13 protein-coding genes are annotated in these 12,416 nt (G+C 47.9%); 9 read left to right on the forward strand and 4 right to left on the reverse strand.

What is annotated here, in order from left to right; genetic code table 11:
* The first annotated feature begins 215 nt into the window (after positions 1–215).
* Both HRH59_RS12360 and HRH59_RS12365 read left to right on the forward strand, forming a co-directional pair.
* Positions 216–1,076 (forward strand): DUF4394 domain-containing protein, encoded by an 861-nt coding sequence (locus HRH59_RS12360; protein WP_173501575.1) that lies wholly within the window; start codon positions 216–218, stop codon positions 1,074–1,076.
* Positions 1,039–1,665 (forward strand): methylamine utilization protein, encoded by a 627-nt coding sequence (locus tag HRH59_RS12365; RefSeq protein WP_218573513.1) that lies wholly within the window; start codon positions 1,039–1,041, stop codon positions 1,663–1,665. The genes HRH59_RS12360 and HRH59_RS12365 overlap by 38 nt, the downstream gene beginning before the upstream one ends.
* 61 nt (positions 1,666–1,726) lie before the next feature.
* Here the strand turns inward: HRH59_RS12365 and HRH59_RS12370 are convergent, their stop codons facing one another.
* Positions 1,727–3,958 (reverse strand): S46 family peptidase, encoded by a 2,232-nt coding sequence (locus HRH59_RS12370; protein ID WP_173501576.1) that lies wholly within the window; start codon positions 3,956–3,958, stop codon positions 1,727–1,729.
* A 185-nt stretch (positions 3,959–4,143) separates the two neighbouring features.
* Here HRH59_RS12370 and HRH59_RS12375 point away from each other — a divergent pair, with 185 nt between their 5' ends.
* On the forward strand, positions 4,144–5,235 hold the full coding sequence (locus tag HRH59_RS12375; RefSeq protein WP_173501577.1) for a DUF2891 domain-containing protein: 1,092 nt from the start codon (positions 4,144–4,146) through the stop codon (positions 5,233–5,235).
* A 74-nt stretch (positions 5,236–5,309) separates the two neighbouring features.
* Positions 5,310–5,945 (forward strand): NAD(P)H-dependent oxidoreductase, encoded by a 636-nt coding sequence (locus HRH59_RS12380; RefSeq protein WP_173501578.1) that lies wholly within the window; start codon positions 5,310–5,312, stop codon positions 5,943–5,945.
* Positions 5,946–5,952: 7 nt separating this feature from the next.
* On the opposite strand, the gene HRH59_RS12385 is transcribed toward HRH59_RS12380, so the two are convergent.
* The 3 genes from HRH59_RS12385 to HRH59_RS12395 form a co-directional block, all read right to left on the reverse strand.
* Entirely contained in the window at positions 5,953–6,576 is a 624-nt protein-coding gene (locus HRH59_RS12385) for a LysE family translocator (RefSeq protein ID WP_173501579.1), read from the reverse strand.
* Between the two features lie 100 nt (positions 6,577–6,676).
* The gene (locus tag HRH59_RS12390) at positions 6,677–7,072 is read right to left on the reverse strand and encodes a PIN domain-containing protein (protein WP_173501580.1); all 396 of its coding nucleotides are present in this window, start codon (positions 7,070–7,072) and stop codon (positions 6,677–6,679) included.
* Positions 7,069–7,299, reverse strand: a complete 231-nt coding sequence (locus HRH59_RS12395) for a ribbon-helix-helix domain-containing protein (protein ID WP_173501581.1) — start codon at positions 7,297–7,299, stop codon at positions 7,069–7,071. Before HRH59_RS12395 ends, HRH59_RS12390 begins: the two co-directional genes overlap by 4 nt.
* Positions 7,300–7,475: 176 nt before the next feature.
* Here HRH59_RS12395 and HRH59_RS12400 point away from each other — a divergent pair, with 176 nt between their 5' ends.
* The 5 genes from HRH59_RS12400 to HRH59_RS12420 all read left to right on the forward strand — a co-directional run bounded on the left by HRH59_RS12400 (position 7,476) and on the right by HRH59_RS12420 (position 12,338).
* A complete protein-coding gene (locus HRH59_RS12400) occupies positions 7,476–7,928 on the forward strand; it encodes an SRPBCC family protein (protein WP_173501582.1) in 453 nt (150 codons plus the stop codon).
* Between the two features lie 140 nt (positions 7,929–8,068).
* Positions 8,069–8,680, forward strand: coding sequence for a nucleotidyltransferase domain-containing protein (locus HRH59_RS12405; RefSeq protein ID WP_173501583.1), 612 nt, complete (start codon positions 8,069–8,071; stop codon positions 8,678–8,680).
* Entirely contained in the window at positions 8,637–9,062 is a 426-nt protein-coding gene (locus tag HRH59_RS12410) for a DNA-binding protein (protein WP_173501584.1), read from the forward strand. Before HRH59_RS12405 ends, HRH59_RS12410 begins: the two co-directional genes overlap by 44 nt.
* A gap of 231 nt (positions 9,063–9,293) precedes the next feature.
* Positions 9,294–11,168, forward strand: a complete 1,875-nt coding sequence (locus tag HRH59_RS12415; RefSeq protein ID WP_173501585.1) for a hypothetical protein — start codon at positions 9,294–9,296, stop codon at positions 11,166–11,168.
* A gap of 21 nt (positions 11,169–11,189) precedes the next feature.
* Complete coding sequence (locus HRH59_RS12420) at positions 11,190–12,338, forward strand: hypothetical protein (RefSeq protein ID WP_173501586.1); 1,149 nt, start codon at positions 11,190–11,192, stop codon at positions 12,336–12,338.
* Positions 12,339–12,416 lie beyond the last annotated feature (78 nt).

Below are 12,416 nucleotides of genomic sequence, written 5' to 3' on the forward strand. Positions count from 1 at the left end.
GGCCATGTTACGTCACTATTGTGGTAACTACTGTGCGATTTCGTCCCTATAACCAAGGCAGGCATTATTAGCACAAAACACAAATAATAACAATTATCATTTGTATAGCGTAAACAAATGGCAGTAAACACCGAGCCTTAGCAAACGGTTATTGTGTATACTGCTGACACGGTCATCGTGCCGGCGGCCGGCTACAGCAAACAAGGATCAATAATATGACTATAACGACACCCACTTTAGTGGCTTCGCTGCTGACGCTTAGCAGCCTGTTGTCAACCGGCGTTGCCGCAGACATACCCGCATTAAAGGGCAACGAAGTACTGTGGTTGCTAAACCACAGTAACCGGTTAATTAAAGTAAATCCTGCAGCACCACAAAACGTCATTGAGCAAAAAGCCCTGACGGGCCTGGCTGACGGTGAAACGCTGCTGGGTATAGATTATCGTGTCGCCTATGGTGTGTTATTTGCGTTGTCGGATAAAGGCCAGCTTTACAGCGTTAACACCGCCAGCGGCGCACTAACCGCAGTGGGTACAGCTTTACCTGCCGGCACCTTACAGCCGGGCCAGTTTGGTTTCGATTTTAACCCGGCGGCCGACCGTATCCGGGTGGTGAATGACAAAGGCCAGAATCTGCGTCTGCACCCCGTCACCGGTGCTTTAGCCTCAACTGATCCAACATTACAATATGCTGAGGGCGACCCGCACTATGGTAAAACACCGGCTGTTACAGCAGCGGCTTATACCTACAACCAGCAAGACAGCAAACTCACCACGAATTATGCTATCGACAAAGCCAGCGGTAATCTGCTGACACAAGGTACTGTTGAAGGCGTTACGCCGGCGGTATCACCCAATACCGGCCAATTATTTACTGTGGGTAGCTTAGGCCTTACGGCGCTGCAACAAGTATCGTTTGATATTTCAGATCTGAACAATATCGGCTTTATCGCTGTAAGCAGCGCTGACATGCCGGCAAGCACCCTGTACCGGATAGATTTAACCAGCGGCAAAACCACAAAACTGGGTGTCCTGGCCGATGGCAGCGCGCTGGCGGGTATTGCCATTGAACCTTAACCGGTATTACAGCCTGGTAGCAGCAGGCTTGTTTTTGCTGCAACCGCCGGCGTCAGCCGCATCATTGCAGGTGCAGGTACAAAACAACAGCGCTCAGCCAGTGGCCGGCGCTGTGGTGTTTTTGCAATCGGCAGCAGCCTCAGCGGCGGTAAAAGCTGAAGCCACAGCCAATATTATTCAACGCAATACTACCTTTGTGCCGGAAGTACTGGTTATTCCGCGCGGTACCGCGGTGACCTTTCCGAATGAAGATACCGTGCGCCACCATGTGTACTCGTTTTCACCGATAAAACAGTTTGAAATAAAACTTTATGTTGGCACGCCAACCGAGCCGGTGGTGTTTGAGCAAGCCGGCGTGGCGGCACTGGGCTGTAACATTCACGACCATATGATTGCCTGGGTCGTGGTGTTGGACACGCCCTACTATAGCCGCAGTGACAGCGAGGGTTTGGCAGTATTGCACAATGTTCCGCCGGGTGATTACACCTTGCGGGTGTGGCATAAAAGCCTGCTGTCAGAAGCCGATGTACCGGCACGGCCAATCAGCATTTCAACCGGCCCTTCGCTGCAACAGGTTCAGCTGAAATAACATTGCAACCGCGCGCATTAAGCGCCGCGGCTGCTTTGTCTGCTATACCGGCAGGCTGTGACTATCTGACGATTTCCATTTCATCCAACAGGTTTTGTGCTCCATCCACATATTGCATCAACCACAATACGTAGCGGATATCCACGTGAATGGCGCGGGTAATTTCCGGGTTAAAATACCAATCTTTGGTGATCGACTCATAGGTAGAGTCGAAGTTTAATCCCACCAGCTCACCCTTGCCGTTCATTACCGCCGAACCGGAGTTACCGCCGGTGGTGTCTGCGCTGGATAAGAAGTTTACCGGCACCGAGTTAAAGGCTGTTACTTCTGGCTGTGGACAGCTGAACAACTTGCAATGCCAGGGCAACTGCGCTTTAGCGGCTAAATCCTGATAAAAATAACCGCTGGTTTGGCCGTTATTATAAGCGTCTACCAGTTTCTGCGGTGCATTAAACGGATACTCATCGCGGCGCTTGGCAATTAAGCCCTTCACCGAGGTAAACGGCGTTTTGTACACACCATCCACCGCCGGGTAACCGTCAACACTGCCATAGGTAATACGCAAGGTGCTGTTAGCATCCGGGTATACCGGCTTACCTAACGTATTGTTGTAGGCAATAACCGCCTGCATATACGCGGGGCGCACTTGCGACAACTGGCCGCTGATGGTTTTTTCTTCCAGCTCAAGCGCGTTGTTTTTTGCGTATATAGCCACGGCGATGCGAATAAAAGGGTCGTCACTTTGCACAAACTCAGCCGGTGTTTTACCCAACCAGGCTTTACGGCCGGCAGTGTTGGTTAACCCGCTTTGCGGATATAAAGCCGCCAGTTTTGCACTGATATCAGCCTGGCTCATACCGGCGCTAAGCCCCAGGGCGCTATCTAACTCTGCTACCCGCACCGCATCCGGTTGGGCCAGATATTCTGCCAATTGCTCCGACCAAATAGCCAAATCCATTACAGGATCAAAGCTTTTTTCCATCCGGGCTAAGCGGCTTTCAATCATGCTTAAATCGCGCTGCTGATAGCCCATCTCACGCTCAGCGTCCGGCTTTTGGCTTTCTTTCGCCAACCGGTATAAGGTCATCGCCGCTTTGAGCACATCGCTACGCTTAGCATTGTCAAAATAATAGGTTTGCCGGGTAAAAGCCTGCTCAGCGTCAATCACTTGCGCCAACTCAGCAATGCTTTGCTGATAAGGCTTACGGCTGCTGTCGCTGCCGATCCAAGCCAGCAGCGCCTGCTCTTGCTGCTGTTTTATGGCGTGAATATCCGTCACCTTAAAGCCATCTAGTAAGCCCTGCAGCTTTTTCATCCGGTTGTTCAGGCTTTTTACCGTTGAGGCATATTTTACTTTCAGATCCGCATCTGCTGCGCTTAAGCGGTCAATAGTATTTATAATTTGCTGATAGGTTTTTACCTGTGCCGGATACTGCCAGTTGGCGGCAAAGGCAATTTCACCGGCTAAGCGGTAACGGCTGGTACGACCGGGATAACCTGCCAGTAAAATGCCATCGCCCGCCCGTACGCCAGCGGCGTTCACTTTTAAAAACGTTTTACTTTGGTATGGCACGTTATCCGGCGAATACGCGGCCGGTTTACCGTCTTTGCCGACATAGCCGCGCAAAAAACTGTAATCGCCGGTATGGCGCGGATATTCAAAGTTATCAATATCGCCACCGAAGTTGCCCACGGCTTCTGACGGCGCATACACCAGCCGCACATCCTGCAGCATCAGCTGTTTAATCTGAAAATACTCTAAACCATGATGAAAGCTCACCACCGAGCAACGGTAGTTGGCATCACTCTCGCAGCTTTTAATCAGCGCTTTACGGTTAGTTTCAATAGCTTCGTAACGCGCCGCACCGGTTAGCTCCGGCGCTAAACCAGCCGATACCTGTGCGGTTACATCGGTAACAGACTCGGTAATATATAAGCGCTCCTGCGCACCGGCTGGTAACTCTTCAGCTTTGGTTTTCGCCAAAAAACCTTTTTCAATCAGGTTATTGTCTTTGGTCGAGTTATTTTGAATGGCGTTATAAGCGCAGTGATGATTCGTGACCACCAGGCCATCAGGCGAGACAAAAGACGCCGAGCAATACCCCAGACTGACAATAGCGTTCATCGGGTACTGACTTAAATCGGCCAGCTGCTTACCCGGAATATCAATGCCCTTCGCGGTAAGTTCAGTTTGTAACTGCGCCAGCTGGTGCGGCTGCCACTGGCCTTCGTCAGCAGTTGCAGCAAAGCTCACGCTTAGTGCTGCTGCAATTAACAGGTAAGGTGTTTTCATTATGTTCTCATGCTTGCAGGTTGTTATGATAAGACAGGTTGAATTATCCACGTTCGCTGCACTGGTGCAACCTTGATCGGTTCAGTGCGTTGTATTTACGTTAAGTTGCGCCCGGCAGGCACAGACAGCGTGGCCAAATTACGTTAACCTGACAAACACCCTCAGCCTGGTATCAAGGTAACGTAATGAAATTAAGCACAATATTAACCGGCATACTGTTATTATCCGCTTGCCTGGCCGGCAAAGCCGTGGCACAAAACAGCCATACACTTAACCTGGCCGAAGCCAATAAACTGGTAAGCTTGCCGCTGCACTGTGTCGAGACACCCTACCCGTATAAAACCGGAGTAGTGCTGGCCAGCGCCGCCGATTTACAACCACCATCGGTAGTACACCCGATCTTTTACGGCTGCTTCGACTGGCACAGTGCGGCACACGGCTACTGGTCACTGGTTACCTTGCTGCGCCAATTCCCTGAACTTGAACAAGCCGCCGCTGTAAAAGCTATTCTGCAGCGCAATTTAACGGCAGATAAAGTGGCACAGGAAGTGGCGTTTTTCAGCAAAGACATTAATGCCTCGTTCGAACGCACTTACGGCTGGGCCTGGCTGTTAAAATTGTCTGATGAACTGCATAGCTGGCAAGATCCGATGGCAGCGCAACTGGCCGCTAACTTGCAGCCGCTGGCCGATCTGATTGTTGAGCGCTATACCGGCTTTTTACCCCGGTTGTTATATCCGGTGCGGGTGGGTGAGCACACCAATACCGCCTTTGGTTTAAATTTCGCCTACGATTATGCCGTAAACCGCAAACACACGGCGCTACAGCAGTTAATTACCCAACGGGCAAAAGACTATTTTCTGCAAGACAAAAACTGCCCGATTAACTGGGAACCCAGCGGTTACGATTTTATCTCACCCTGCCTGGAAGAAATCGGCCTGATGCAGCGCATTTTGCCGGCTGAGCAATTCTTACCCTGGCTTAACGGTTTTATGCCACAACTGGCCAACCCGCAGTACAGCCTGGCGGTGGGTAAAGTCAGCGACCGCACCGACGGCAAGCTGGTGCACTTAGATGGCTTAAACTTCAGCCGCGCATGGAACCTGTATGCCCTGGCCGGACAGTACCCGCAGTATGCGCATTTACGTAAGGTGGCCGACCAGCATCTGGCGCATTCTTACCCCAACCTGATTGGCGACAGCTACGAAGGCGGCCACTGGCTGGGCAGTTTTGCCATTCATGCGCTAAACAGTGCTGCAGCAGGCGGCAAAAAATAATTATCCGGCGGCCTTGAAACACCGCCTGACAGCACTTACATACCGCTAAGTACAAAAACAAAGTGGAAGTAACGATGTCACAAATTACGCATTTACTAAACTGGCGCTATGCCGCTAAAAAACTGCAAGCCAACAACGCGGTGCCGGATGACAAACTGGAGCCTATTTTAGAAGCCATTCGCTTAAGTGCCAGCTCAAGTGGCTTGCAACCGTATCAGGTATTGGTGGTGACTGACCCGGAACTGAAAGCACAAATTCGTCCGGTGGCCTGGAATCAGTCACAAGTGACAGATTGCTCGCATTTGCTGGTATTCGCAGCCTGGGATAATTACACCGCCGAGCGCATTAACAGCATGTTCGATTTAGTTAACGAGCAGCGCGGTTTTAAAAACGAAGGCTGGGAAGCATACCGCCAGCAACTGTTAAACCACTATCCACAGCGCCCGGCAGAGCAAAACTTTGAACATGCCGCCCGTCAGGCGTATATCGGTTTGGGCTCCGCTTTACTGGCGGCAGCAGAGCAGCAAGTAGATGCAACACCGATGGAAGGCTTCGAACCGGAAAAAGTCGACGCCATTTTGGGCCTGGCAGAACTGGGGCTGAAATCTGTATTGCTGTTACCACTGGGCTATCGTGAAGTGGAAGGCGACTGGCTGGTTAACCTGAAAAAGGTCCGCCGCAGCAAAGCTGATTTCGTCATCCAGCGTTAAACAGGTTTTACCCCAGCAGCATCCAAAGCGCCACGCCAAACATCAGGCTGGCGCCGATGCGGTTTAAATACTGTACGCGGTTGGCTTTGCCGAAAAACAGCGCCAGCGCTTTGCCGCCGCTGGCGTATAGCAGCATAGAGCCAAATTCCAGTAAGATAATAATCACCACCAGCACCAGCAACTGCGGCCAAAACGCCAGTTGGCTATCCATAAACGGCGGCAACAGCGCCATATGAAACGCCCAGCCTTTGGGGTTAGACACCGCGGTAATAAAACCCTGACTAAACAAAGTACGCCGCGCCATTAACGCCGGCAGTTCACCCGGTTGCGGCAAGGCCAGTTTGCCTTTAGCGCGCCACATTTGCAGGCCGATATACGCCAGATAGCAGGCGCCGGCTATTTTAAACCACTGAAACACCGCCGGAAACTGCAGCATTATCGCCGCCACGCCGCATACCGCCAGTATTGCTACCAGCGCCACACCCAGCATTTCGCCCCACATCATCCACAAAGTACGGCGCACACCCTGGCTCATGCCCAATGTCATCGCCAGTGTCATGCACATACCCGGTGTCACCGAGACAAATAAAAACGTCGGAATAAACGCGCCCAGCAAGGCCAGATTAACCATAACCACCTCTGCAGCAAAGTAGCGCTATTCTGGCTGGTTGTATTAGCGCCAGCAAGAGGCTTGGGCAGGGTTTTTCAGCCACTTGGCGCAGTGCGGTTCATTAAAACCAGTTTTCCACAACCAAGCCTGCAATGCGGGAAAACTCGTTGGTATTGCGCGTAACCAGTATTGCTCCTGCCGCTATCGCACTTGCGCCAATAAGATTATCCAATGGCCCTATCATACGGCCTTGCTGCTCCAGATCAGCACGAATATCTGCCGCTATACGGGCCGCTTTGGCTTCAAATGGTATAATCTGAATCACCTTTAGTAGTTCACTTAACTGGTCACGGCGTTTAGCCGGAGACTGCGATTTGGCAATACCGGTTTCCAGTTCATACAACACTACTGCCGGCAGCATGATATCGCCGGGAGCTTGCATCATTAGCTTTTGTCCAACGTTGCCCATCCCCTTAAAAAAATAGATCAGCGTATTGGTATCCAACGCATACTTCATAGCGGCTCTCGCGGAGTATCTTTACCTTGTTCAGCGCGTATTTCCTCTTGCTCAGGAAATACTTGCCAGCTACCGGCCATTTCTCTTACAGCTAAAGGCCAGTCAGTATGACAATGTTGCCGAATAAGATCGGCAATCCACTGGCTTTGCGATACCTTCGCTTCAGCCGCAGATTGTTTTACCTGCTGGATTAGCTCGTCATCCAGATAAATAGTAATTTGCGCCATAAGCACCCCCACTCAACATATAAGTGCAAGTATAATTGCAGTTATGCCCGATGCAAAATATTGCCACAAACAAATTTCTCCCCACCTGTCGAAACGATCCCTGCTGTTTCGACTAAGCTGTGATACAGCCATTTACTGCGGTGCTTTGCTTCCGCCTTTCTCACAGGAGATTTGTTATGTCAGGCAATACCGTAACACTGCACCGCGTTATAAAAGCCACGCCAGAGCGGTTATACCGCGCCTTTTTAGATGCTGACGCCTTAGCCAAGTGGTGCCCGCCACATGGTTTTACCGGCAAGGTACACAGTATGGATGCGCGGGTCGGTGGTGGCTACAAGATGAGCTTTACCAATTTTAATACCGGCCAAAGCCACAGCTTTGGCGGCACTTATTTAGAACTGAAACCAAACGAACTGATCCGCTACAACGACCAGTTTGACGACCCTAACCTGCCGGGCCAAATGCTGGTAACTATCCGGTTAAAGCCGGTATTGTGCGGCACTGAGCTGACTATTGAGCAAAGCGGTATACCCGATGCGATACCGTTGGAGTTTTGCTATGCCGGCTGGCAGGAATCGCTGCAGTTGCTGGCCCTGCTGACTGAGCCGGAAATACCGGATCAGGCTTAAATCAGCTGAACACCGCCACCAAAGCTGCGGTAAATGCCAACCAAAGGCTCAATTCACATTTTTGTGTAGGAGTCTAAAATTGACCAAGTGAAGCAAAAAAGACTACACTTGTAGCTTATTTGGCTTCACCTGAGTTTATTATGTCTGCACTAGCTTCACTGTTGTTTAAGGAATACCGCCGTCAGGTGCTTGGCTTACTGCTGTTGCAGCCGGACCAAGCGTTTCACATGCGTGAAATTGCCCGCTTAACACATACCCAACCCGGTACTTTGCATAAAGAGCTGGCGAAACTGGCCGACGCCGGTATTTTAAAAAAGACCTTGCAAGGTAACCAAACCTATTATCAGGCGGACGCCAATTGCATTCTGTTTGACGAGCTCAGCAGCATTATGCGCAAAACCAGCGGCCTGGCTGATGTACTGCGCCACGCACTACAACCGCTAACTGACAAGCTGCAGTTTGCAGCCGTTTATGGCTCTGTTGCCAGCGGTAAAGCAACATCGGCCAGCGATATTGATGTTTTGTTAGTCGGCAATGCCGGCTATGCTGAAGTGGTGGCCGCACTGTACCCGGCTCAGCAAGAGCTGGGGCGCGAGATAAACCCAAAGTTGTATTCCGTAAATGAGTGGCAGGACGCACTAAATGCACAATCTGGTTTTATCAAGCATATACTCGCCAGCCCGATGCTGCCGATACTAGGAGACACGGATGACATTAGACAACCTGATAGGGAAGTCGTTGGAGCGCATTGAACCCGATAGCACTGCCATACAGCGACTATTGGAAGCTGCGCAACGCAATCTCAAAGATGCTGAGCTGACAGGTTTAAGCAACGAAACCCGCTTTGACGCAGCCTACAAAGCCATTATGCAACTGGCTAATTCGTCTTTACAGGCGTCGGGCTTTCGGACGCTAACCAGCAAACCCGGACATCATCAAACGTTAATTCAATCACTGGTTAAAACTGTGGGCATTGAAACTGACAGAATGATTGTTCTTGATGCACTTAGAAAACAGCGCAATATTACCGATTACTCAGGCGATTTAGTCGAAGATGCGGCTGTAACTGAATGCCTATTGCAAGCCAGGTACTTACTGGAAACAGTAACAGTTTGGCTGCATTCGAAAAACTGAAACTCTGCGGGCAGATAACAAGTTTAGGGATTGTCTTTTAACCGTGACAAAGCATTAAGAGTCAGCTGTATTTTGACTGCCACTCAGCCGTAACGTCATTTTTTTTGAAGTTGCGCATCCATTGGTTATGTTCTAGATTGGGTATTCGGTACAACCTGATAAAAATTAAGAACTTCAATTACTTTTGAAAGTAGTTCTTTGTTGGCCAAAATAACGAGAAAGGGATGTCTGATGAAGTTGAGCCACGTACTGTCCACATTAAACCAGATAGAAAAATCTAAGTTCATTACGTGTCTGGACAAATTATGCTCATCAGCAGCTCCCGGTGATGAAGTGATTTCACAAGCGCTGAGTAAAGTTAATCGCCAGATTAAAGACGCATCTGGTAGTGAAATTACGCACCTTTTCAATGCTGTTGCAATTCAGTATCAGGATTCAATTCGGGAGAAACTGGCACTAAGCGATGCGTCTATGGCACTGCTGATAAACATTCTTACCCGTGATGGTAACGGTATTGCCCGTATATCGTGGGTTGAACAACTTTATAACCGTGAGTGGGAAGCATTAGACGCCCTGGCACAGCAGATCCAACAAGATCTCGATAGCAACCTTACGGAAGACTATGGTCATGCACATCGGCTAAAAATTTTCCGTGATTGTCTAAACGTGGCCTATACAAACGATGAGAGAATTAATCGCCAGGCAAACATTACCGACGACGAACGCAGCATTCTAAATACGCTGGCTCATCATCTGAAAATTTCTCATGATGAAGTGGTAGCGATAGAACATTTATCCGAACCAATCAAAGCCGGAAAGCAAACAGTAGAAAACTGTCTGCAAGAGCTGCGCGATATGGGTGTGATATTCGTTAATCGCAAAACATCCGAAGTGCTAATTCCAGATGAAGTGGTCACGGTATTAAATCAAATCCAAGGTAAAGAACTGGCCAATAAGCATCTGCTAAGGATCTTACGGGTGCTGTCTGACGCAGAATTATCGAATATTTTAAAAAGCTATGGTAAGCGCATTCGCGGTGTTAGCCGGGGCGAAAAAATCAGTACCATTCTGCATTCCGGTATCGCCGTGCGTGATATGTTGTCACGCGATTTATTCGATGAAGCTGACAACCAAAACAAACGTAAAGAGCGCTTAAAACAACTTATCGCTGATTTGGATATCGACGCTGACAAAATAGGCTTCACGCTTGATGAACGCATTGATGTCATTTTGCAAAGCCTGAATACGGCCGCCGACCGCGAGTTTGATGCCATTAGCGCCACCGGCTATAAAGAAATGTTTGATGCTCTGGTGCAGAACTTTCAAGGTACAGATGCAACTGGTGCTCCGGAAACATTAGTACAGCGCATCCGGTACGAGTATGAGCTTGAAGAGACGGAAGAAATCAACGTTGAGCGCCTACGGGCGTTAAGTATTACGCCGCATGACGTTTTATACCTGCTAAATAATGATGAAGTAAAAGAGCTACGCGATAACCTTAAATTACCCAGAAAAGGCAACCCAAGAACAAACATTCTGGAAGCATTCGCCAATGCCAATGACAAACTAATTGAAAACTACGCGGCGCTGGCTAAGCGCGATTTGTCAGCGCTCAAAGCTGTTGGTATCGAAATTAACGAAGCAGATATTGGCGTGAAGTTTGAAGAAGCGACAAAAACCATTCTTGAACAGCTGGAACTGGACGTTGACGAAGAACTGCGTAAGACGATAAATACCGCTAAAGATAAAGCCGACATTATTATTTCTATCAGTGACGACGATATCATTATTGGCGAAGCGAAAACCTGCAAAGAAGGTGATTTTGCCAAATACTCAGCAACATCCCGCCAGATCAAAGCTTACGTAAACCGCTGTGAAAATCAGGGCAAACGGGTAGCACAAGTGCTGATCATCGCACCCAGTTTCTCGCAGGACTTTATCGAGTCCGCAGAGATGGATACCGAGGTAAATATTTCGCTGTTAACAGCGGAAGGATTAAAGCAGATTTACGACGCCTACAAAGCCAAACGTCGCCCCAATTTTTCAGCAAGGTTACTAACGAAAGGCGGACTGCTTAAGGCTGAATTAATTGCGAAAAGTATCTAGAAATTAATATTAGAGATCACCATGGAAAGCACAGAAAATTTAAGTAATAACAATGCCTCTTCTAATTTTTTAGATATTCCTGATTTGGTCAAAAGACTTGAAGCAGGCCTAATTGATTCAGACCAACTCTCCATAAACCAATGCATATCAATATATAAGGCATTTTGTTCATCTATAGAACAAATAAAGAATTCATTTAAAAACAAAAAACATGACTTTAATTTAATAACCACAATGGACTCAATATATCAATTGAAGTCAGCTGCTATAAAGTACAAAAACATTCTAAATCAATCAGAAATAGATCTGAGCGACCAGAATACAAAAAACATCATTGGAGACCCCGAAGAAATATATGGATCTTTGACCGCATTGACAGAAGAAATAACAAATAGTCTTGATCTCAGTGACATTGAGCGATCTCTGGCCTCATTTAGCAACAGCAATAACCCAGGAATTCATATATTAGAGCGCAAGATAATTGGCGCGATGTCAGAGCAAAACTTCAAATTAAGAGAAAAAATTGAGGAGGAGTCAAGAAGGGTTTTCGAGCTTAACAAAACAGTCTCCGAGTTGAATGAAAAAATTGAAGCTGAATTGGAAAAGGTCAGTTCTTACAGTGAAGAAAAACTCATTGAAATAGAATCAAACGTCGAATACTTAAACAAATTGTCGATTTCTGTCGCAGTAGATCAGGTAACTCAGAAACATTCACTACGAGCAAATGAAGAGAAAGAACACGCGACATTTTTGAGAGCCGTTGCTTTAGGGTGCCTTGGTGTATCAGCCGGTATAGTATTATTATCTCTTATCGGAGTACTCGACACTTTTGATTGGAAAGATGTAACTTTAAAATACGGCGCAATATTTTTCTTTACCATTCCATTTGCATATCTCGCTAAAGAATCAAACAAGCACCGAGAAGCACAAAGAAAATATGAAGATTTTGATTTAAGTTATAGCGCCGTATCTGGCTTTATACAATCTATGAATAAAGAAGAAAGATTAAAACTGCAAACCGACCTAGCGCGTCAAATGCTGGTGAGAAACGAACAACCAGAAAAGCCAATTAATTTAAAAAGTCACAATGAAAACAACAACTCAGACACCTTAGATTTAACCAGCAAAATACTTGATTTAATAAATAGATTTGATCAAAAAAAATCTTGAAGACTATTTAATACTCTGTTGAGTAAAAAGCCGGGCATGCCCTAATGCCGATCAGATAAGAATTTTTCAGATCGGTTG

Origin of the sequence: Rheinheimera lutimaris, assembly GCF_013283795.1 — a bacterium.
GTDB lineage: Bacteria > Pseudomonadota > Gammaproteobacteria > Enterobacterales > Alteromonadaceae > Alishewanella > Alishewanella lutimaris.